Source organism: Enterovibrio norvegicus, from assembly GCF_002876705.1.
GTDB classification, from domain to species: Bacteria; Pseudomonadota; Gammaproteobacteria; order Enterobacterales; family Vibrionaceae; genus Enterovibrio; species Enterovibrio norvegicus_B.
In genome coordinates this window covers 253,458-275,667 of sequence record NZ_MDAG01000035.1, presented here as the reverse complement: position 1 = coordinate 275,667, position 22,210 = coordinate 253,458, and the positions used below count along the sequence as shown (strand labels likewise).

Genomic DNA, 22,210 nt, shown 5'->3' with positions numbered 1-22,210 from the left:
AGAAACAAAAAAGCCACCGCAATTTGCGATGGCTTTGTCATTTTTCACGCGGGTTATAGTCCTGCGTTTGTGAACACGTCACTCACGATTTTTTCTGCTTCTTCTTCAATCAGACGCAAGTGCGCGTCGCCTTTAAAGCTTTCGCAGTAAATTTTGTAAACGTCTTCTGTACCCGATGGGCGTGCTGCAAACCAGCCAAACTCAGTGGTCACTTTCAAGCCACCAATGGCTTGACCGTTACCTGGAGCATGCGTCAGTTTCGCAACGATTGAGTCACCCGCTAATGTATCCGCAGTCACCATTTCGGCAGACAACTTACTGAGCACCGCTTTTTGCTGTCCATTCGCAACAGCTTGAATGCGGTTGTAACTAGATGCACCAAACTTCGCGGCCAATTCATCGTAATATTGCTGTGGATTCTTCCCAGTTACCGCGGTAATTTCTGCCGCCAACAAACACAATAAAATGCCGTCTTTGTCAGTACACCAAGGTGTACCATCTTTACGCAAGAAAGATGCACCTGCACTTTCTTCGCCGCCAAAGCCGATTTTGCCGCTGAATAAACCATCAACAAACCACTTGAAGCCAACAGGTACTTCACAAAGTTCACGGCCTAGGCTTGCAACGACTTTGTCGATAATGGCACTGGATACCAACGTTTTCCCAACGGCAATATCTGATGACCATTCTGGACGATTGCGGTAGAGATAATCGATGCATACCGCAAGGTAGTGGTTCGGGTTCATCAAGCCAGCAGGTGTCACAATGCCGTGGCGATCAAAATCAGGATCATTACCAAACGCTAAATCGTAGTTGTCTTTGTATGCAAGCAAGCCTGCCATCGCGTAAGGCGACGAACAGTCCATGCGGATTGCACCGTCTTTATCCAACGACATGAAACGGAACGACGGATCAACATCATCATTGACCAGTGTAATGTCCAAATCGTAGTGCGCGGCAATCGCCTTCCAATAATCAATGCCAGAACCACCCAGTGGATCGACACCAATGCGTAAATTGGCTTGTTTGATGGCCGCCATGTCGATCACATTGCTAAGGTCTTCAACGTAAGCAGGCACAAGGTTTTGCTCGACGAAAAGATCACTTGCGATCGCATCGGCGTAGCCCATGCGTTGAACGCCCACAAGTCCCTCAGCAATAAGATCATTTGCACGAGACTCAATGGCTTTCGTGATATCGCCTTCAGCAGGTCCACCATGCGGAGGGTTGTATTTAATGCCCCCATCTTGTGGTGGGTTGTGAGATGGCGTGATCACAATGCCGTCCGCCAGTGTGTCGTTGGCAATGTTATGAACCAAAATAGCGTGTGAAATACCCGGCGTTGGCGTATACCCGCCTTGCTCCTGCGCAATGACATGCACGCCATTCGCAATCAGCACTTCAACCAAAGAACAGAAAGCTGGCTCAGACAATGCGTGAGTATCTTTACCGACAAAAAGCGGTCCTGCGACACCATTTGCAGCGCGAACTTCAGCAATGGCTTGAGCGATGGCCCAAATATGGTGTTGGTTAAATGTCGACTTGTCTGCAGATCCACGATGGCCTGACGTACCAAAGGCAACGTTGTGATCAGCGTTTTGTGGGTCTGGCGTTAACTGGAAGTAGTTTGAGACAAGAAGAGGAATATTGTAGAGATCTTGCTGCTGAGCACGTTGCCCTGCACGATCGCGGCTAGCCATACAGTCGCATCCTTTCAGGAAATGAGTAGTTATATAGAGTTAGAGGCTTGTCAAAGACAAAGCCTCTAAAATTTCGCGTTACGCTGAACAGCACTGAAAGCTCAATGCGTTCGCGTTAATGCTTGGCAACCGCCAGCACTAAATTTCGCCGACAACCTTCTCGGTAATGTCGTTAGCAAAGCCCATTTTAGCCATCAACTGCTCAACCATCTGGCGTTTACGGCCAGTGTTGGTGTTAGTAATAACCCAAAACGGCGTGCTTGGAATATGTTTTGGTTTAGTGGTTTTTCCGCTTTCTAATAGCGTTTGCTCATTATCAGCGAAATAGACACGGGTTCGGCCTTTCAGCGCAGTCGCTTCTGAAAATGATTGCCCATCAATACGATACAGTGCCGACAACACCAACATAAAACGACCAATCGCTTTATCTTGTGCGGCAAATTCATCAGAGATCAACAACGAACGCATTTCCTTAACACGATCGATGGTGTCGCTCTTGCCTGCATCTTTACTAACAACAATACCTTGTGGTCTTGACGCTGTTTCCAACGCAGCAGCGGAAGGCTGCTCAACCTGTGGTGCCATTAGCAGTCGACGCAGAATATCAGATGCGCTTTCACCAATGTGTTGAGTTTGGCTGGCAATGTACCGGTATAGCTCTTCATCAACCTCAATCGTCTTCATCGTTTGATCATCGTGTCCTAATTACAATTCAACGGGGCGATTATACAGAGTTAGAGAGGTATACTCTACGGCAAACAATTCATATTGAGAGAAAACAACCGTGTTTTTGAACTTTAAGATCCAAGGAGAAGGACAACCTTTATTGTTGATCCACGGACTTTTCGGCAGTTTAGATAATTTAGGCGGGCTGGCACGTGTTTTAGCGGATAACTACAAGGTGTATCAGATTGATCTTCCCAATCATGGTCAATCTCCTCGCAGCGACGATGTTACCTACTCATCGCAAGCGAGTGCAGTAAAGGACTTCATAACCCAACAAGGTCTGAATCACGTTTCTGTTGTTGGACACTCTATGGGCGGAAAGGTCGCAATGGCCCTCGCAATGGCAAACCCTGATCTTGTTGATCAATTGGTCGTGATGGATATCGCCCCTGTCCAATACCGTGTAAGACGCCACGATGCTGTGCTAGCCGGTCTGAATGCCACCATGCTGACTCCTATCGCGAACCGAAAAGAAGCAGAGCAAACATTATCTCAGCATGTGAAAGAACCGGGTGTTAGGCAGTTTTTGTTAAAATCACTCGCCAAGCAAGACGATGGGCACTTTGATTGGCGATTCAATGTTGCCGCCCTAGAAGCCAACTACGATGACATTACGGATTGGCCACTTGATGGTGTATTTGACAAGAAAACCCTGTTTTTGAAAGGCGCAGATTCTGATTATATTGCTGCGGAACACCGCGACAGCATCGAACGTCAATTTCCACAGGCAAAAGCACACGTTGTTGCAGGCACAGGGCATTGGCTGCACGCTGAAAAACCGGATACGGTTGCTCGCGTGATCACTCGCTTTTTAACAAAGTCAGAGCGTTAACAGTCCACTCTTTGTTGTGATATAGTGCGCGACGAATAATAGTTCCGAACGGAGGCGGAAATGCTGCACGAGCATTTCGAGTTGCTCGAAAAGATTGGACTGGACCTGCTTTTTGCAGGCATTTTCTTTTTTATCGGCATGGCAATCAAGGACGTACTTAACGAAGGAAATGTACCCCCTTTTGGTCGACGTATCGTTTGGCTGGTACTTTTTCTAGGATGCGCTGGGTTTATCACCAAAGGCGTCATTCAATTGTTTTGGGAAGGAACGGGCATAGGCTGATAAAGCCGTCTGCAAACCCAACTCAAACGCAAAAACGTTTCCGACAGTAAGAAGGCGCGGCCTTCTTCTACACTTAACATTTTGGGGTTGTATGTATTGCACCCCGCTTAACAGAAAATAGGTACTCTCTATTATGGCGAGCGTAGGTCTCTTCTTTGGTAGCGATACAGGTAACACTGAAGCTATCGCCAAGATGATTCAAAAACAACTGGGTAAACAACTGGTCCACGTTCAGGACATCGCTAAAAGTAGCAAAGAAGACATCGATAACTTTGACCTTCTGCTGCTTGGTATCCCAACATGGTACTACGGTGAAGCACAGTGTGATTGGGATGACTTCTTCCCAGAACTTGAGCAAGTAGATTTCTCAACCAAACTGGTTGCGATTTTCGGCTGTGGTGACCAAGAAGACTACGCAGAGTACTTCTGTGACGCGATGGGCACAGTCCGTGACATCGTTGAAACCAAAGGCGGCACCATCATTGGTCATTGGCCAACTGAAGGTTACGAGTTTGAAGCGTCTAAAGCGCTCGTTGATGACAGCCACTTTGTGGGTCTGTGTGTTGATGAAGACCGTCAACCAGAGTTAACCGCTCAGCGTGTTGAAAACTGGGTGAAGCAAATTCACGAAGAAATGTGTCTTGCAGAGCTAGAAGGCTAAGCCAGTGCATTCGAGAAAAACGCGCCGATGGCGCGTTTTTTTATACCTATGCACAAACAACCTGAAGATTGGCGCGTTGAGGGTCTCCCTTCAGGCGAATTGAATCTGGCATTTTCAGGTTGTTTGGGTATGTTTGTTTTTAGACGCTTTTCGATAGTCAGGCTTCTTACGCACATAAAGTACGCGACGAACCCGCGCTACCACTTCGCCATCTTCATTCTTCACATTCACAATAAATTCAGGAAAGACTTTATCTCCCCCTGCGGTTTGCTGCTTTATCGACGTGACCACATCTTCAGAAATAACAAAATCAGCAAATAGCGCGGAAGCACCCGGCTTGATAAAATTGATATCAGCTTCTTTGTCCCACACGAAATATTCTTCGCGTAAGATCCCCATCAGCATCAAGGCATAAATCGGATCAGTCATTGAAAAAATACTGCCGCCATACTGAGTGCGATTTGCATTTTTGTTCCACCAACGCAGCTTCAATCTGACTTTCGTCGCACGAAAGTCATCGCTGATCGACATGATTTTGATACCTGCTCCCCAAAAAGGCGGCCAGCAATTTAATGCGCATTTCACAATCTGTGGTTTGTAGTATTTGTACACAAGACATCCCTTTCTGGTCTAACCAGTCCTATCCTGCCACTTTTGCATTTCGACAACAAGCCGCAAAACCAAGCAATTAAGTCAGATATTTGGTCTGTCCTACTAGCCGCGGCTTATCACATTTGTTACGCTACTTATCAATTTTCCCGTTATCACTCACACTTAGGGAAAACGCAATTACGTAGGAAGCACCGGATGTCAGATAACAACAAGGCACTGAAAGACGCAGGATTAAAAGTCACCCTGCCGCGCTTAAAGATTTTAGAAGTCTTGCAACAGCCGGACTGTCAGCACATCAGCGCCGAAGACCTCTATAAGAAGCTTATTGATATTGGCGAAGAAATCGGCTTAGCTACTGTTTATCGCGTATTAAACCAATTCGACGATGCAGGGATTGTTACTCGTCACCATTTTGAAGGCGGCAAGTCCGTATTCGAATTAGCCACTCAACATCACCATGACCATCTTGTCTGTTTAGATTGTGGCAAAGTGATCGAATTTACCGACGAAACGATCGAACAGCGCCAGCGCGAAATCGCGACCCAATACAATGTGCGTCTAACCAACCACAGTCTCTACCTTTATGGCCACTGCATAGAGGGTGATTGCAAAGCAGATCCTAGTATTCATAACGACGAAGATTAATACCTTTGCAAAAAAGAACATAAAAAAACCGGAGCCTAGGCTCCGGTTTTTTATTATCGACATTCTTGGCGTTTCAATTACTTGGCTTCAATTTTTGCCCAAGTATCACGAAGGCCTACGGTACGGTTAAATACCAACGCGTCAGCCGTGCTGTCTTTACGATCAACACAGAAGTAACCCATGCGCTCGAACTGGAACGCTTGTTCTGCAGTGCCTGCTTTTAGGCTTGGCTCAACATAACCACGGGTCACACTCAGTGACTCTGGGTTGATAGTTGCTGCAAAATCATCTGCGCCACCTGGGTTTGCGATAGTGAACAAACGGTCGTACAAACGAATTTCCGCTGCCACGCCTGCATCCGCAGATACCCAGTGAATTACGCCTTTCGGTTTGCGGCCATCAGCGGGATCTTTACCCAAGGTTTCTGGGTCATAGGTACAGAAGATCGTCGTAATGTTTCCGTCTTCGTCTTTTTCACAACGCTCGGCTTTCACCATGTAAGCGTTACGCAAACGCACTTCTTTACCGAGAACAAGACGCTTGTACTTCTTGTTCGCTTCCTCACGGAAGTCTTCACGCTCGATCCAGATCTCACGGCTAAATGGCACTTCGCGTTCACCCATTTCTGGTTTGTTCGGGTGATTCGGTGCGATCAATGTTTCAATCTCACCTTCTGCGTAGTTCTCAATCACTAACTTAACAGGATCAAGCACTGCCATTGCACGTGGCGCGTTTTCGTTCAAATCATCACGTACGCAAGATTCCAGCGAGCTCATTTCAATGGTGTTTTCTTGCTTAGTTACACCAATACGCTTACAGAACTCACGGATTGATGCAGGCGTGTAACCACGACGACGCAAACCAGAAATGGTTGGCATACGTGGGTCATCCCAACCGTTAACCAAGTTTTCGCTAACAAGCTGGCTCAGTTTACGCTTAGACATCACGGTGTATTCAAGATTCAGGCGGCTGAACTCATACTGACGTGGCTGACATTCAATGGTGATGTTGTCCAACACCCAGTCGTAAAGACGACGGTTGTCTTGGAATTCCAACGTACACAGGCTGTGTGTAATGCCTTCAAGCGCATCTGAAATACAGTGCGTGAAGTCGTACATTGGATAAATGCACCACTTATCACCGGTTTGGTGGTGGTGAGCAAAACGCACGCGATAGATAACCGGATCACGCATCACCATAAACGGCGATGCCATGTCGATTTTCGCACGCAGACACGCTTTACCTTCTTCAAAGCCACCGTTCTTCATTTTATCGAACAGTGCAATGTTTTCTTCAACACTGCGGTCACGGTATGGGCTGTGCTTACCCGGTGCCGTCAAGGTACCACGATATTCACGGATTTCATCAGGGCTCAGCTCTTCAACATATGCCATGCCTTTTTCAATCAACTCGACAGCGTAGCCGTGTAAGCGATCGAAGTAATCAGATGAATAGCAAACCTCGCCGTCCCATTGGAAACCCAACCAATTCACATCGTTCTTGATGGATTCAACGTACTCAATATCTTCTTTCTCTGGGTTGGTATCGTCAAAACGAAGATTACACTGTCCCTGGTAGTCTTTCGCGATACCGAAGTTCAAGCAGATAGATTTCGCATGGCCAATGTGCAAATAGCCATTTGGCTCAGGCGGGAAACGCGTGTGAACAGTTGCATGAGCACCATTCGCCAAATCTTTGTCGATGATTTGACGGATAAAGTTGCTTGGACGAGCCTCAGACTCACTCATCAAAAATACCTCGTAGGAAGAACCGAATTCGACATAACTTAAAAATAACGCCCAATAATCCCCGATCGTGGCTATTTACTCAACCACTACTGAACGCACCAAAGCCATTTGGACAAAAAAAAGCCCGCGAGACGCGGGCTTTGATGCTTTTAGGGGGAATTACAGAGAAACCACGCGACCTTCACGTTGTTTGTCTGCACTCAAAGCGCGTACTTTTACATTAACATTGCTGTCAAGTGCCACCGGCGCTGAGTAATCGATCCATGTCTTACCTGCGTCAATCGAGTATTGAAGCGGTAGACCTGGCATGCTGATGTTCATGTGAAGTTTACCGGCTTCCACTTTCGCACCAGGAACAGGAATGCGGTATTGGATGCCTGCAGCGTCCAGCTTCGCCATTTCACGTTGACCCATGACATTTGCAAAGCGTGTCCAGTCTTGAAGCTGCGCGTCTTTGTTCACGAAGTTAGTGTCTAGGTTAAAAGATTTACCTACTTGGTAATCCGATTCCCAATCCGCTTTGTGCCATGCACGTTCAGCCGCTGCGATCACACGTGGGAAGACCATGTACTCATACTGCTCATCAGTGCGAACGGTTTCACTCCAAAGCTGTGCAGAAAGGCCGTAGAAACCCTCGTTGTGATCTACAGTGCCTTTACCATTGAAGCCATTACCGTCGCGGTCTACAGACGTTTCAGCATTCTGTGGCAAGTTTTCTGGCGCGAAACCAAACATCTTACGGGTATCAGTCGCACGGGTTGCCCAGTAATAACCGCGCTCTTTCGGATCCACTTCGTAAGGCATATCCAAGTACACATAGTCAGGGTTAGACACGATCACATCGTAACCTTTGCTCGCCCAATCGTATGCTGACGCATCGCCGCCCCAGTAAAGAACATCCCAGAAGTTTACGCGTGTGTTTTCGGTTTCAAACGCAGACGCATCTTTCGAGTACTTCAGGCCATCCTGCCATGCTTGGAAGTTTTCAATGCCATGAGCATTAACAACACTGCTTACTCGCTCTGCAAAGTAGCTTGGTAAGTGACCGAAGTCTGCAGCCACACCTTCCGCTATCATTTTTTGACACATTGGAGACTGAGCAAATGGCTTGTCTTCTTTGCTCATATCAATGTTGCCTTTCCAAGCCACAGGCTCAGACGCATTGATATCTTGGAAGCCTGCGTTCAGCTTGATGTTTTTCGCTTCATCACCACCGAAGTGCCATGTATTTAGCGGCATACCCGCTTCTGCATGCATGGCTTTTACTTCAGTAATGACTTTATCAACGAAACGTAGCGACGAATCCATACAAGGGTTGATGAAGCTGCGCTTGTCGTAAAGCTGAACAGTAGTGACATTTGATGTATCCAATGGATCCATCAGACGGAACTCTTCTGCTTTCGTAAGATCGCCTTGTTCGGCATATTTAGAGTAACGTGCTTCCATAGACACAACGGCTGCACGAGAGTGAGCAGGCATGTCGATTTCAGGGATAACTTCAACGCCGCGCGCTTTTGCATGACGCAGAATTTCTACGTAGTCCGCTTTAGAGAAGAAGCCCGAACCGAAGTTGTCTGTTGTTGGACCTGAACCTAGCTGCGGCAATATGCATGACTTCTCAGAAAGATCGTGACAACGGTTTGAACCCACATCGGTCAACTCTGGCAAGCCAGGGATTTCTAGACGCCAGCCTTCATCATCGGTCAGGTGCAGGTGAAGTTTGTTTAGCTTGTATGCCGCCATTTGATCAATGGTACGCAACATCGCTTCTTTTGAGTGGAAGTTACGGCCCACATCGACCATCACACCGCGGTATTCAAAACGTGGTGCATCTTCAATCGCAACCATTGGCAGGGTTGCGTTCTCGCCTTTTTCAGTCAGAGCCAGCAGAGACTGAAGACCGTAAAAAGCACCGACGCTGTCGAAGCCTAGTACTTCTACGCCACCAGCGTTGATCGCAAGTTTGTATGCGCCCGATACCGCTTCTTCGCCGCTAAACGCGTTCTCATCCAGCGTGATGCTTAGCGCGGTTTCGCCTTTGGTGTTTACACCAAGTAGCGCTGCACGTGTTTCAAATGCCGCTAGCTGCTCAGCATCTAACGCGTTGTTGCTAAGCGCAAAACCAGAAGCTACGTTCAACTCGCCGCGCATTTGGCGCGTTTTCAGCGGGGTTGGGATAATTGCAACGTCGATAGCACTTTCAGACAAGGCGTCAACATCGCTGTTTTTCGCGAAACGAGATGCCGCAGTCGCCAGAATGTTGTTGTCTTCAGGCGTGCGCTTCCATTTATTGCCGTCGATTTCAGCAACAAATGCATCAACGTTTTCAGTATTTAGAGAGTCAATTGCACGTGGTGTTGCATCACCAGCAACCACGTAGGCACGTGGCATGAAGTCTGTTTCAAACAACTGCCAGTATTCAGCAATCATCGGAATTTCAACGGTCTCGTCTTTCGCGAAGCCTTTGAAAGATGCTGTTGGGGCTAGCTCGTAAAGGTCACCGGTGATGTGTTTGATGGTGAAATCTTCATTTGCAACGTCCAGAATGACGCGAATGCTGTGCAAATAAATACGCCAGTTGTTATCAGCAACGGCTTCACCTTCGTTAACAACCGTCATGATGACGTTGTTACATGATGCCCACTCAGCGCCCATCGCCTGACAAGCAAGGCCTTCTTGCGCGCCATGGTTAGTTTGAACGTCATAACTGATGTCCAATTGAGAGGCTAATGCATCAACAACATTTTGATCAGCAGATTGCAGTGGAAGAACGCCACAACCTGCGAGGCCTGTTGCAATCGCAACAGAGAGAAAACCAAGCTTAAACGTCTTATTCATGTACATTTTTCCTACGATTCGGCCGAAAAAGGCCCAAAAAAAGCCGACCCCGTTAAAGGCCGGCTAGATAACTAATTTGTCAGTAAATTAGATTATGGCAGTTTGACGTTTGTCAAATCTTCGCTAACGCCAACTTTTTTCATTTCGCCAGCAACGATTTCTGCTAGAGGACCCAAGATAACCTGTAGGTTATTGGTGCCCAATTTAACAACGCCCATCGCACCAAGTGCTTTCAGCGTTTTCTCATCGATCTGGTTGCCATCTTTAACAGTCAGACGTAGACGAGTAATACATGCATCGATGTTGGTTAGGTTGTCGTGGCCACCCAGCGCTTTCAGGTATTGACGCGCTAGTTCACTCGTTTCTTTTGAACCAGTAACACCAGATGTTGATTCTTCATCATCGTCTTCACGGCCTGGTGTTTTCAGGTCGAATTTAACGATAACAGCACGGAACACAGTGTAGTAAATCACTGAGAACACAGCGCCTTGAGCAATCAGCATGAACCAGTTAACGGCTAGCGGGTTACGCGTAGACAGAACCATATCCACAAGACCAGCTGAGAAGCCGAAACCTGCAATCCACTGCATAGATGCAGCGATGTATACAGAAAGACCTGTCAATGCTGCGTGCAGTACGTACAGACCTGGTGCTAGGAACATGAATGAGAATTCTAGAGGCTCAGTCACACCCGTGAAGAAAGATGCAAAAGAGGCAGCGATCATGATAGATGCAACTTTCTCTTTATTTTCAGCTTTCGCAGTGTGGTAGATAGCGAGTGCCGCACCTGGAAGACCAAACATCATGATTGGGAAGAAGCCCGCTTGGTACATACCTGTTACACCAACAGTAGCAGTACCTTCTGCGATTGACTTAGCGCCACCCAGGAAGTTAGGAATATCGTTAATGCCTGCAACGTCGAACCAGAACACTGAGTTCAGTGCGTGGTGCAGACCAACAGGAATCAGAAGACGGTTAAAGAATGCATATAGACCTGCACCGACTTCACCCATACCTTGGATGCCTTCACCGAAGCTTACTAGACCACCGTATACGGTTGGCCATACGTACATCAGGATGAACGCAATGAAGATACCAGCAAAAGACGTCAGGATTGGTACAAGACGCTTACCAGAGAAGAACGCCAACGCTTTGTGAAGTTCAACTGCAGAGAAACGGTTGTACAATTCAGCAGAAACGATACCAACCAAGATACCTACGAACTGGTTGTTGATTTTGCCGAATGCAGCTGGCACAGCGCTAGGGTCGATACCCTGGATTTGTGCAACAGCGCCCGGAGACAGAAGAGTGGTAACAACAAGGAAACCAACAAAACCAGATAGCGCAGCAGCACCATCTTTATCTTTAGACATACCGTACGCAACACCAACTGCGAACAGTACAGACATATTGTCGATAATTGCGGCGCCTGCTTTGATCAAGAAAGCTGCAAGTGCACTGTTAGCACCCCAACCATTTGGATCAATCCAGTAACCAATACCCATTAAAATTGCAGCTGCAGGAAGCGTGGCGACTGGCACCATCAATGCTTTACCTACTTTTTGAAAATACCCAAGAATATTCACCTATGTTCCCCCTATAGTGGTTCTTTCTCAGATGTAGAATGACAACATGGGACTTTTTTTACGATCCTATGTGAGTCATTCGCAGTTTATTCCATTAATTTCGCCCCGCAAATTAAAACATAGGCAAATGTGATTATGGTCACTCAAAACAATAGAAGATCGGGTTTTTTGCTAGCACGCTCATAAAACTTATTTTATGATAAAAAGTAAGATACAATTACACTATGATACGTAGTCAGATTTCGAATTAACTGAGAGGTGTCCCGTGAGACTTATCCCTTTACAAACCGCACATGAAGTAGGCCTTTGGTCAGCACGCTATATTGTTGATGCAATTAATAAATTCGCTCCAACAGAAGAACGTCCGTTTGTTCTGGGTCTGCCGACTGGTGGCACCCCGTTGAACACTTATAAGCAGCTGATTAACCTTCATAAGCAAGGCGAAGTAAGCTTCCAAAACGTGGTAACATTCAACATGGATGAGTACTGTGGCATCCCTGCAGACCACCCTGAATCTTACCGCAGCTTTATGTTCAACAACTTCTTTAACCACATTGATATTAAAGAAGAAAACATCAACCTTCTGAACGGCAACGCAGAAGACCACATGGTTGAATGCAAACGTTACGAAGACAAGATCAAATCGTTTGGTAAAATTAACCTGTTCATGGGTGGTATTGGCAACGATGGTCATATCGCATTTAACGAGCCAGCGTCTTCTTTGTCTTCGCGCACTCGCATCAAGACACTGACTGAAGATACGCGTATCGCAAACTCTCGTTTCTTCGATAATGACATCAACCAAGTACCTAAACATGCACTGACCATCGGTGTTGGTACACTGTTAGATGCAGAAGAAGTGATGATCCTAATCACTGGCCACAACAAAGCGTTGGCTCTGCAAGCTGCTGTGGAAGGTTCTGTAAACCATTTGTGGACAGTGTCTGCCCTTCAGTTGCATCCTAAAGCACTGATGGTGTGTGATGATCCATCAACTGCTGAGCTGAAAGTGAAGACCGTTAAGTACTTCCAAGAGCTAGAAGCACAAAACATTAACAACCTGTAAGGTAGGGAAGTATTCATGTACGCACTGACTAACTGCCGTGTATTCACAGGTAGCGACGTGCTGGACAACCATGCCGTCATCGTTGATGGCGGTCTTATCCAGACAGTTTGCCCAGAAAATGAATTGCCAGAAGGCATTGAGACGCGCTCATTAGACGGCGCGTACCTAAGCCCAGGTTTTATCGATCTGCAACTCAATGGTTGCGGCGGTGTAATGTTCAACGATGAAGTGACGGCTGATACCATCCGCACTATGCATTTGGCTAACCTAAAGTCAGGTTGCACCAGCTTCCTGCCTACGCTTATTACGTCTTCTGACGAAGACATGAAGGCATCTGTCAGTGCGATTCGTGAATACCAAGCCAAATACGCTAACCAAGCGCTAGGTCTGCACCTTGAAGGTCCTTACCTAAACGTCGCGAAAAAAGGCATTCACAGCGTCGATTTCATTCGTCGCTCTGACGATGCAATGATTGACTTCATTGCAGCTAACGCAGATGTTGTGACCAAAGTTACCTTGGCACCTGAACTAACACCAGACGAGCATATTCGTCAGTTGTCAGCTGCAGGTATCGTGGTATCGGCTGGCCACACTAACGCTAGCTACGTTGAAGCGCGTAAAGGCTTCCGTGCAGGTATTACCTTCGCTACGCATCTGTTCAACGCGATGACGCCTATCGCTGGTCGCGAGCCTGGTATGGTTGGCGCTATCTACGACACCCCTGACGTTTATACGGGTGTGATTGCAGATGGTTTCCACGTTGACTATGCAAACATTCGCATTGCCCACAAATTGAAAGGTGAAAAACTGGTTCTTGTTACTGATGCAGCAGCGCCTGCAGGAGCAGACATGGATCACTTTATTTTTGTAGGTAAGAAAGTATATTACCGAGACGGCAAGTGTGTAGATGAGAATGGCACGCTTGGTGGTTCGGCATTGACGATGATTGAAGCAGTTCAAAACTCTGTCGAACATGTAGGCATCGCTTTAGACGAAGTGGTCCGCATGGCAACCTTGTATCCTGCCCGAGCTATCGGCATGGACGACAAGCTAGGGGCTATCCAACCAGGATATGTCGCTAACCTGACCGTGTTTGATCGCGATTTTAACGTTAAAGCGACTGTAGTTAACGGCGAATACTCAATGAACTAGGACATTTATGACAGGCGGACAAATTGGTAACGTAGATCTGGTTAAACAGTTAAACGGTGCCGCCGTTTATCGACTTATCGACCAACAAGGGCCGATTTCTCGTATCCAAATTGCAGATGTGAGCAGCCTCGCACCAGCAAGTGTTACCAAAATTACCCGTCAGTTACTTGAGCGCGGCTTGATCAAAGAAGTCGCGCAACAAGCGTCCACAGGCGGTCGACGAGCTATCTCGTTGACCACCGAATGCGCCCCCTTCCATTCCCTCGCAGTCCGTCTAGGTCGCGATCGAATCGAAATCTCTCTGTTTGATTTGTCAGGTCGACTACTTGGTCAGCATGACGAACTCTTCCAATACCAAGATCAAGATGCACTCATCGAGGGCCTTCTAAACCGCCTTCACAGCTTCCTTGCCGCTCAACAACACATTGTTCGTGAACTCATTGCTGTTGCGATCTCATTGCCTGGTCTCGTCGATGCTGAAGCGGGTGTTGTTGAATACATGCCGAATATCTCCATCGATAAATTACCGCTAAGTGACTTAATTCGCGACGAATTTGGTGTGCAGTGTTTCATCGGGAATGACACCCGAGGACAAGCACTCGCGGAACATTATTTCGGGGTGAGTAAAAATTATTTTGATACCCTGCTCGTCAGTGTTCATAACGGTGCTGGTGCAGGTATTATCGTTAATGGGCAGGTTTTCTTGGGCTATAACCGCAATGTGGGTGAGATTGGTCATATTCAAATCGACCCACTCGGTAAAAAATGTCAGTGCGGAAACTTCGGTTGTTTAGAAACCGTGGCATCGAACCCTGCCATCATAGAGCACGCACAACAATTGCTCGCACAGGGCCACGAAAGCATGCTGCAGGGCAAAAAAGAATTGGATGTGTCTGATATCTGCCGCGCGGCTGTCGCTGGCGATGAACTCGCTCGCCAAGTTTTGGTCAAGGTTGGTAATCACCTTGGTAAAGCCATTGCAATGACCATCAACCTGTTCAACCCACAGCAAATTGTTATCTCAGGTGAAATTACAGAAGCTGAGAGCGTGGTTTTCCCAGCCATTCAACGCTGCGTTGAAAACCAATCACTGAAAACGTTCCATCAGAATTTGCCTATTGTTGCAGCGGGCTTATCTTCTACACCAACACTCGGTGCGTTTGCATTGGTGAAACGTGCCATGCTTAATGGCGCGCTACTGCAAAGGCTGTTAGAAGACTGAGTATCGTGAACACCTAGGTGTTCTAAAGCGCACAGCAGCACTGAAAGTCCATAAGGTTAACTTATGGACTTTTTGTTTTCGGGTCGTCGCATCCATATAACACTCTGACAAAGCGAACCCTTCACACCGTGTAACGAATTAAACACGGTAATCCCCCAGTTTTCTTCCCGTTTACTGGCTCTCAAATGTGCATTTGCTTTATCATGCTCACGTAAATTCATATAGAAATCCGCTTATTACCCAGAGATTGCCTTCTCTTGGTTCGCGTTCGCGTGTCTACGACAGTCAGTTAAAAGGAAAATTGCTCGTTTTATGGATCTGATCATTATCGCCGTCGCTTTTGTTAGCGGATTTCTCATGCTGCGCTGCCATATGCCACCTTTGGTTGGCTTTCTTGTTGCAGGTTTCGGCCTTCATGCCGCAGGCTACGCGTCGACGCCTCTCATTCAAACGCTTGCCGATCTAGGTGTCACCCTGCTCTTGTTTAGCATTGGTTTAAAACTTGATGTTAAATCGCTGCTAAATCGCGAAATCTGGCTCGGTGCATCAGTTCATAATGTACTGACGACGGCGGTTTTCACTCTCTGTTTGCTTGTGTTCAAAACCCTTGGCTTGAGTGCTTTTTCAGCGCTCGCATTGAACGACATCGTGTTGATTGCTTTTGCTCTCTCATTTTCCAGCACAGTGTTTGCCATCAAAGCGCTTCAAGAAAAAGGTGAGATGAACGCCACCTACGGCACGCTCGCTATCGGCGTACTGATCATGCAGGATATTTTCGCCGTAGTATTCCTGACAGCGACATCCGGCAAAGTGCCTGGTGTTGAGGCACTGGTGTTGTTTGCTCTACCACTTTTGCGACCTGTTCTGTTCAGATTACTTGATAAGGCAGGTCACGGTGAGGTCTTGGTACTTTACGGTATCTTCTTGGCATTAGTCGCAGGTGCTGGCCTTTTTGACGCTGTAGGAATGAAAGCGGATTTGGGCGCGCTGATCCTCGGCATGATGATGGCGGGTCACTCACGCGCCTCTGAGATGGCAAAATCGCTGTTTAATCTAAAAGAACTCTTCTTGGTCTGCTTCTTCCTCAATATCGGGCTTTCAGAGCAGCCCACAGTGGAAGGCTTCATCATCGCTATCTTGTTTATGCTGATACTTCCTCTCAAAGGGCTTTTGTATTACGGCGTATTCAACAGCTTTAAGTTCCGAGTAAGAACGTCATTGTTTGCATCTCTAACACTGTTTAACTACAGCGAATTCGGCCTCATTGTCGGCGGCATTGCCTACAAAATGGGCTTTATGCCCGGCAGCATACTCGTCGCGCTAGCCATCGCTGTGTCGCTGTCCTTCGTGTTGGCGGCACCCCTGAATACCTTTAGCCACAAGATCTATACCTATGCTTCCGCAAGATTCAGCGATCCAAACCCAGAAAAGATTCACCACAATGATCAACTGATCGACCTCGGTCATTCCTCTATCGTTATCTTGGGCATGGGCCGCATTGGCAGTGGCGCATACGATGAACTGGCGGCAGCCTTTCCCGGCAAAGTGCTGGGCATTGAAGCACGCGATGAGTCAGTCGTACTTCATAAGGAAGCGGGACGACACGTTATTCAAGGTAACGCCACGGATCCTGATTTTTGGTCACGCGTCACCTCCTCTCAGCATATTGAGCTTATTTTATTAGCTATGCCGCATAGCCAAGCGAATACCATCGCTATGGAGCAGATTCATCAATTAGGATTTAATGGAAAAGTCGCGGCTATTGCCAAGTACAGCGATGAGTTGGCATTGCTCAAATCACTCGGTGTGGATGAGGCATACAACATCTATTGCGAAGCGGGGGCTGGTTTTGCCCGCCACGTTAAAGACCAACTGATTGCTCACGAAGAAAACGTTCAAAAAACACACAGCAATTAACGTTTATTCACCAAATTGGCCTTTTTTCCGAATAGATTAAAATCAAGTTTCGAGTTTTCTATTTTTTTCTCCACAATTGGTTGCTTTTTTTATTCAAATTGGCAAATTGGGGGCAACAAAGATTTAAATTACGCACGACATCGTTGCGAAGGGAAGTAAGAGAGGGATTTATGTGTTCTGTATTTGGCATTCTGGATATTAAGTCAGATGCGACGGCGCTTCGTCAATCAGCGCTGGAAATGTCTAAAATGCTCCGCCACCGCGGCCCAGACTGGTCTGGTATTTATTCGTCAGACAACGCGATTCTGGCGCACGAGCGTCTCGCTATTGTTGGCCTAAACAGTGGCGCTCAACCGCTTTACAGCCCTAACAAAAAGCACATCCTTGCAGTAAATGGCGAAATTTATAACCACAAAGAAATCCGTGCACGTTATGAAGACAAGTATGACTTCCAAACGGACTCTGACTGTGAAGTGATACTGGCGCTCTACCAAGACATGGGCGAAGACCTGCTCGAAGAACTTAACGGTATTTTCGCGTTCATTCTTTATGATGAAGAAAAAGACACTTACCTCATTGGTCGCGACCACATCGGTATTATCCCGCTTTACCAAGGCCACGATGAGCACGGTAATTTCTACGTCGCATCTGAAATGAAAGCCCTCGTGCCTGTGTGTAAAACCATCAGCGAGTTCCCTCCAGGTTCTTACCTACGTTCAGGTGATTCTGAACCGCACCGCTACTACGTGCGTGATTGGAATGAATACGCAGCGGTTCAAGGTAACTCCACCAGCAAAGAAGACCTGACGAAGGCATTGGAAGATGCCGTTAAGCGCCAGTTGATGACTGACGTCCCTTACGGCGTGTTGCTGTCAGGTGGTTTGGATTCATCCATCACGTCAGCCGTTGCGAAACGCTTTGCTGCAATGCGTGTTGAAGATGATGGTCAATCAGAAGCTTGGTGGCCGCAACTGCACTCGTTTGCAGTTGGCCTTGAAGGTGCGCCAGACTTGAAAGCTGCACGTGAAGTAGCAGACCAGATTGGTACGGTTCACCACGAGATGACTTACACCATTCAAGAAGGCCTTGATGCGATTCGCGATGTGATTTACCACATTGAAACGTATGACGTCACCACCATTCGCGCCTCAACGCCAATGTACTTGATGGGCCGTAAAATCAAGGCGATGGGCATCAAAATGGTACTTTCTGGCGAAGGTGCTGATGAAATCTTCGGCGGCTATTTATACTTCCACAAAGCGCCAAACGCGAAAGAGTTCCACGAAGAAACTGTTCGTAAGCTTCTCGCATTGAACATGTTTGACTGTGCGCGTGCGAACAAATCGTTAGCGGCATGGGGCGTTGAAGGTCGCGTACCTTTCCTCGACAAAGAGTTCATCGATGTTGCGATGCGCTTGAACCCTGAAGACAAGATGTGTGGTAACGGTAAAATGGAAAAACACATTTTGCGTGAATGTTTCGAGCACTACCTACCAGCATCTATCGCATGGCGTCAAAAAGAGCAGTTCTCAGACGGCGTTGGCTACAACTGGATTGATACACTGAAAGCTGTCGCCGAAGAAAAAGTGACAGACCAACAAATGGAAACTGCACAATTCCGTTTCCCTTACAACACACCAACAACGAAAGAAGGTTATGCATACCGCGAGATCTTTGAAGAGTTGTTCCCACTGCCAAGCGCAGCGGAGTGTGTTCCTGGTGGCCCGTCAATCGCTTGTTCAAGCGCGAAAGCCATCGAGTGGGATGAGAGCTTCAAAAATGCAGCAGACCCTTCTGGTCGCGCCATAGCAGCCGTTCACAACGAAGCCTACAACAAAGGCTAAGTGTGAGAAGCGCTTAAAAACTAAAAACCGCCATTAACGGCGGTTTTTTTGTGCTTGCGAAATCTCAACGTAGTGGGTACTTAAGCAAGGCGATGAATAGATTCTGGTAGGGAGCTTAGTTCACTAAGTGACTGACAGAATCGATGAAATCAACGCAGCATAAGTGCCCAATACGGCAGAGATTTAGCGTTCCCAGTAAGCTTCTTCTAGCGAATCTTCCCTCTCAGGAAGGCCGCGAGACAAACGAGGGGAATGCTGCGCCAATACTTCATAACTTACGCGGTTTGCGTATTTACACACTTGTGAGAACGAGCTGTAGGTGAGGTATTGGAAGCTATGCTTGCTTGAGTTTGGCACGTTATCACGGTGATAACGGTTCGCTGACATATCATGAAGCACGGCAGACAATGCGCCATCGCCTGCACCATTGGTGTTCTTAATGCGCTCTGGGCCACCCATGTATGGTGCGATGTGCGAATAAACCTTAGACGGTGTATCGCAATCTTTCTTCATCATCGGGCGGCTGAATTCGTACATGTTGAATTCTGCAATTGGGCCTGGCAGCAATGGAAGGCTGGTTTCGCGTTTCGCACTCTCTTCAGTGTAACCGGCCATGTAGAGGCCTATTGGGCCTGCAGTACATAGCACCATGTCTACCCACTCAAGGGCTTTATCCGCTGCAAGCAATGGGTCGGATTCACCGGTTAACGCTTCGGCTTCTTCTTCATTCATTGCGACAACTGACACGTGCTCTGCAAGGAATTCACGCCACCATTGCGGGTTGTTTTGAATCACGTATTTCGTGCCCATGGTCATGACCACAGGGACGTCATATTTTTTCGCAAACTCAATGGCTCTCATGGTTGCTTCAGGCATTGGATCACCTTCTTTGCAACGCACGAGGTACGCGGTAAGCACGAGTGCAGATGCATTCTTAAAGATATGCTCTGGAATTGACTCGGGCTTCAGTTGGTTCATCAAACCTTCGCTGATCGCAAACGTACGCTCACCTTCTTCACTGATCAATGCATAACAGCGACCAATTGGCCCTTGAACAGGTTGAAGGTAGTTCAAGTCCATACGGCTTGAGGTATTACACAGGTAACGGTATGAGTAGCTGCCAATTGTAATATCACGACTCATTACACCCAGCAGAATCGATTTATCATCGGCCAGTGTTGAGTAGTTGTGCAACGTGTTACCAATGGTGCCACCCGCAAACTCGTGGCTAATCATGTTGTTTTCTTTTAGTTCTTGGTACAAGGCTTCTGCGCGCTTGTCGTCAATTACCAAAGAATGGCCTTTGCTCAATGCATACTTAGCAAGAAATTCGTCGCTCACCTTGGCTTCAATATCAACCAGCGTCTGATCAATACCGATAACGTGCGGTCGCGTCAGCTTGCGTTGTTCGCTCGCTTGAACCAATAGAGGGTCACGTGCATGCACAGGAAAGTAATGCTTTGATTTGCGTTGGCCTGGAAATTTCATGATATCGATGCGTCGTAGTAGTGGCGAAAGTGAGAATTCTATCACACTAATTTGCAGTGGGAATATCTCCCATACAAATTGGTGCGACAGAAATTCATTCTAGCATCAATGAAACCGTTACCAACCTTGAGTATGACGCTCCACCAGTTGGCGCATCATATCGATATGCGCTGGCGCATCGTTCAGACAGGGGATAAATCGAAATGCCTCGCCGCCCGCTTCCATGAAGCTGTCGTGGCATTGTTCTGCAATTTCTTCCAGAGTTTCCAAGCAATCTACAGAGAATGCTGGCGAGATAATGTCAACACGCTTCACGCCGTCTTTCGGCAATTGCTCTAGCGTTTTGTCTGTGTATGGCTGTAACCATTCTTCGCGACCGAATCGAGATTGGAAGGTGGTTTTAATCTTCACCTCCGTGTTCAAGCGGGCAATCAATCGCTCTGTCGTGTCGTGGCAGTGTTCACGGTAAGGGTCACCATTGTCAGCATAACGCTTAGGAATACCGTGGTAAGAACACACCAACATGTCAGGTTTGCCGTTCGCATCCCAATGCGATTCCACAGATTGCGCAAGCGCGTCAATGTATGCTTTATCATCATAGTATTGATTGATAAAACGAAACTCAGGGATCACTGGTTTGCCTTTCATGGACTTTGCCAGCTTGTCAAACACTGCCGCAGTGGTTGTGCGCGAGTATTGCGGATAGAGCGGCAACACGAGAATTCTTTCACACCCTTGGGCTTGAAGTGATTCAACAGCACTTAAGATACTTGGCTGACCATAGGTCATGCCGAGCTCAACAGGCATATCAATGACGGTCTCCAGCGCGGCTTTCTGGCGCTGAGAGTACACCATTAATGGCGACCCTTCGTCCATCCACACACTTTGATAGAGCTTTGCGACCTTTGGTGAGCGCACAGGAAGAATGATGCCGTGAAGTAACGGACACCATAGCCAACGCGTCATGTCTACAACGCGCTGGTCATGAAGAAATTCGCTTAAGAAAGCGCTTACCGCTTTTGCCGTTGGTGCCTCGGGTGTCCCTAGATTGGCCAGTAACACGCCAGTTTTGTTTTTATTTTCCATTTCAACCTGCTTCAACAGTATGTTACGCCAAAAGAATATCACGAACTCGCAAGCATACCACTACTGATGCAGCGTCTTTTCGGATCAAAAAAGGGCAATCCTTAGACTGCCCTTTTTCCAAAAAAAGCGAGGAATTAACCTAGCGCTTTTTCGATCTCAGCACTGACTTCAGCCACTTGCTTCGTACCGTCGAATGTTAGGTACTGCGTCTTGCCTGCTTCTGCTTCTTTCTTGTAGAAAGAGATAAGCGGTGACGTTTGATCGTGGTATACGCCTAGACGGGCTAGCACGGTTTCTTCTTTGTCGTCATCGCGAACAACCAAGTCTTCACCGGTCACGTCGTCTTTACCTTCCACTTTTGGTGGGTTGTAAACAACGTGGTAAGTACGACCTGACGCCAGGTGCGCACGACGACCGCTCATACGCTCAACGATCACGCTGTCAGCAACGTCGAACTCTAGAACGAAATCAACATCCACACCGATTTCTTTCAAGCCATCAGCTTGTGGGATCGTACGTGGGAAGCCATCCAGCAGGAAGCCTTTCGCACAATCTTCTTGTGCGATACGCTCTTTCACCAGACCTAGAATGATGTCGTCCGATACAAGCTGACCAGCGTCGATAACTGCCTTCGCCTGTTTGCCCATTTCAGTACCGGCTTTGATTGCTGCACGTAGCATGTCACCTGTGGAAATCTGTGGAATTCCATATTTTTCCATGACGAACTGCGCTTGAGTTCCTTTACCCGCACCTGGAGCGCCCAGAAGAATGATGCGCATTGTTATCCCCTTTTTAACTTGGATTT

18 protein-coding genes are annotated in these 22,210 nt (G+C 47.4%); 9 read left to right on the top strand and 9 right to left on the bottom strand.

Annotated features, from left to right (window positions below; genetic code table 11):
• Positions 1-53: 53 nt before the first annotated feature.
• Complete coding sequence (gene pgm, locus BCT27_RS18005; protein ID WP_102396388.1) at positions 54-1,700, bottom strand: phosphoglucomutase (alpha-D-glucose-1,6-bisphosphate-dependent); 1,647 nt, start codon at positions 1,698-1,700, stop codon at positions 54-56.
• 138 nt (positions 1,701-1,838) lie between these two features.
• Positions 1,839-2,384 carry a replication initiation negative regulator SeqA gene (gene seqA / locus BCT27_RS18000; RefSeq protein WP_017008820.1) on the bottom strand — a complete coding sequence of 182 codons (546 nt, stop codon included), beginning with the start codon at positions 2,382-2,384 and terminating at the stop codon, positions 1,839-1,841.
• A gap of 100 nt (positions 2,385-2,484) precedes the next feature.
• Here seqA and BCT27_RS17995 point away from each other — a divergent pair, with 100 nt between their 5' ends.
• From BCT27_RS17995 to fldA, 3 genes are all read left to right on the top strand, one after another.
• Entirely contained in the window at positions 2,485-3,258 is a 774-nt protein-coding gene (locus tag BCT27_RS17995; protein WP_102396387.1) for an alpha/beta fold hydrolase, read from the top strand.
• Between the two features lie 60 nt (positions 3,259-3,318).
• A complete protein-coding gene (locus BCT27_RS17990) occupies positions 3,319-3,540 on the top strand; it encodes a DUF2788 domain-containing protein (RefSeq protein ID WP_017008818.1) in 222 nt (73 codons plus the stop codon).
• A gap of 133 nt (positions 3,541-3,673) precedes the next feature.
• Entirely contained in the window at positions 3,674-4,201 is a 528-nt protein-coding gene (gene fldA, locus BCT27_RS17985; RefSeq protein ID WP_102316607.1) for a flavodoxin FldA, read from the top strand.
• A 114-nt stretch (positions 4,202-4,315) separates the two neighbouring features.
• Here the strand turns inward: fldA and BCT27_RS17980 are convergent, their stop codons facing one another.
• Positions 4,316-4,813 (bottom strand): DUF4442 domain-containing protein, encoded by a 498-nt coding sequence (locus BCT27_RS17980; protein WP_102396386.1) that lies wholly within the window; start codon positions 4,811-4,813, stop codon positions 4,316-4,318.
• Between the two features lie 195 nt (positions 4,814-5,008).
• On the opposite strand from BCT27_RS17980, the gene fur reads away from it, so the two are divergent.
• On the top strand, positions 5,009-5,458 hold the full coding sequence (gene fur, locus BCT27_RS17975) for a ferric iron uptake transcriptional regulator (protein WP_017014121.1): 450 nt from the start codon (positions 5,009-5,011) through the stop codon (positions 5,456-5,458).
• Positions 5,459-5,535: 77 nt separating this feature from the next.
• On the opposite strand, the gene glnS is transcribed toward fur, so the two are convergent.
• The 3 genes from glnS to nagE form a co-directional block, all read right to left on the bottom strand.
• Positions 5,536-7,206 carry a glutamine--tRNA ligase gene (glnS, locus tag BCT27_RS17970; RefSeq protein ID WP_102396385.1) on the bottom strand — a complete coding sequence of 557 codons (1,671 nt, stop codon included), beginning with the start codon at positions 7,204-7,206 and terminating at the stop codon, positions 5,536-5,538.
• Between the two features lie 159 nt (positions 7,207-7,365).
• Positions 7,366-10,044, bottom strand: a complete 2,679-nt coding sequence (locus BCT27_RS17965; RefSeq protein ID WP_102396384.1) for a beta-N-acetylhexosaminidase — start codon at positions 10,042-10,044, stop codon at positions 7,366-7,368.
• Positions 10,045-10,136: 92 nt separating this feature from the next.
• Positions 10,137-11,630, bottom strand: coding sequence for an N-acetylglucosamine-specific PTS transporter subunit IIBC (gene nagE, locus BCT27_RS17960; protein ID WP_102316603.1), 1,494 nt, complete (start codon positions 11,628-11,630; stop codon positions 10,137-10,139).
• A 265-nt stretch (positions 11,631-11,895) separates the two neighbouring features.
• On the opposite strand from nagE, the gene nagB reads away from it, so the two are divergent.
• From nagB to asnB, 5 genes are all read left to right on the top strand, one after another.
• Positions 11,896-12,696, top strand: a complete 801-nt coding sequence (gene nagB, locus BCT27_RS17955) for a glucosamine-6-phosphate deaminase (RefSeq protein WP_017014124.1) — start codon at positions 11,896-11,898, stop codon at positions 12,694-12,696.
• A 15-nt stretch (positions 12,697-12,711) separates the two neighbouring features.
• Complete coding sequence (gene nagA / locus BCT27_RS17950) at positions 12,712-13,848, top strand: N-acetylglucosamine-6-phosphate deacetylase (RefSeq protein WP_102316602.1); 1,137 nt, start codon at positions 12,712-12,714, stop codon at positions 13,846-13,848.
• A 7-nt stretch (positions 13,849-13,855) separates the two neighbouring features.
• Positions 13,856-15,070: a DNA-binding transcriptional regulator NagC gene (gene nagC / locus BCT27_RS17945; RefSeq protein ID WP_102316601.1), complete on the top strand. Its 1,215-nt coding sequence runs from the start codon at positions 13,856-13,858 to the stop codon at positions 15,068-15,070.
• A gap of 312 nt (positions 15,071-15,382) precedes the next feature.
• On the top strand, positions 15,383-16,987 hold the full coding sequence (locus BCT27_RS17940) for a cation:proton antiporter family protein (protein ID WP_102396383.1): 1,605 nt from the start codon (positions 15,383-15,385) through the stop codon (positions 16,985-16,987).
• 170 nt (positions 16,988-17,157) lie between these two features.
• On the top strand, positions 17,158-18,831 hold the full coding sequence (gene asnB / locus BCT27_RS17935; RefSeq protein WP_102396382.1) for an asparagine synthase B: 1,674 nt from the start codon (positions 17,158-17,160) through the stop codon (positions 18,829-18,831).
• A 183-nt stretch (positions 18,832-19,014) separates the two neighbouring features.
• Here asnB and BCT27_RS17930 read toward each other — a convergent pair whose 3' ends face one another.
• The 3 genes from BCT27_RS17930 to adk form a co-directional block, all read right to left on the bottom strand.
• The gene (locus tag BCT27_RS17930; protein ID WP_102258737.1) at positions 19,015-20,319 is read right to left on the bottom strand and encodes an inosine/guanosine kinase; all 1,305 of its coding nucleotides are present in this window, start codon (positions 20,317-20,319) and stop codon (positions 19,015-19,017) included.
• Positions 20,320-20,436: 117 nt separating this feature from the next.
• Entirely contained in the window at positions 20,437-21,405 is a 969-nt protein-coding gene (hemH, locus tag BCT27_RS17925) for a ferrochelatase (RefSeq protein WP_102391916.1), read from the bottom strand.
• A gap of 134 nt (positions 21,406-21,539) precedes the next feature.
• Entirely contained in the window at positions 21,540-22,184 is a 645-nt protein-coding gene (adk, locus tag BCT27_RS17920; protein WP_017008504.1) for an adenylate kinase, read from the bottom strand.
• Positions 22,185-22,210 lie beyond the last annotated feature (26 nt).

Bases quoted from the DNA above. Each gene is read 5' to 3' on its own strand.
- glnS (WP_102396385.1), bottom strand. From the start codon at position 7,206: ATGAGTGAGTCTGAGGCTCGTCCAAGCAACTTTATCCGTCAAATCATC.
- fur (WP_017014121.1), top strand. From the start codon at position 5,009: ATGTCAGATAACAACAAGGCACTGAAAGACGCAGGATTAAAAGTCACC.
- BCT27_RS17965 (WP_102396384.1), bottom strand. From the start codon at position 10,044: ATGAATAAGACGTTTAAGCTTGGTTTTCTCTCTGTTGCGATTGCAACA.
- fldA (WP_102316607.1), top strand. From the start codon at position 3,674: ATGGCGAGCGTAGGTCTCTTCTTTGGTAGCGATACAGGTAACACTGAA.
- BCT27_RS17930 (WP_102258737.1), bottom strand. From the start codon at position 20,319: ATGAAATTTCCAGGCCAACGCAAATCAAAGCATTACTTTCCTGTGCAT.
- nagA (WP_102316602.1), top strand. From the start codon at position 12,712: ATGTACGCACTGACTAACTGCCGTGTATTCACAGGTAGCGACGTGCTG.
- BCT27_RS17990 (WP_017008818.1), top strand. From the start codon at position 3,319: ATGCTGCACGAGCATTTCGAGTTGCTCGAAAAGATTGGACTGGACCTG.
- BCT27_RS17940 (WP_102396383.1), top strand. From the start codon at position 15,383: ATGGATCTGATCATTATCGCCGTCGCTTTTGTTAGCGGATTTCTCATG.
- seqA (WP_017008820.1), bottom strand. From the start codon at position 2,384: ATGAAGACGATTGAGGTTGATGAAGAGCTATACCGGTACATTGCCAGC.
- asnB (WP_102396382.1), top strand. From the start codon at position 17,158: ATGTGTTCTGTATTTGGCATTCTGGATATTAAGTCAGATGCGACGGCG.
- pgm (WP_102396388.1), bottom strand. From the start codon at position 1,700: ATGGCTAGCCGCGATCGTGCAGGGCAACGTGCTCAGCAGCAAGATCTC.
- adk (WP_017008504.1), bottom strand. From the start codon at position 22,184: ATGCGCATCATTCTTCTGGGCGCTCCAGGTGCGGGTAAAGGAACTCAA.
- hemH (WP_102391916.1), bottom strand. From the start codon at position 21,405: ATGGAAAATAAAAACAAAACTGGCGTGTTACTGGCCAATCTAGGGACA.
- nagC (WP_102316601.1), top strand. From the start codon at position 13,856: ATGACAGGCGGACAAATTGGTAACGTAGATCTGGTTAAACAGTTAAAC.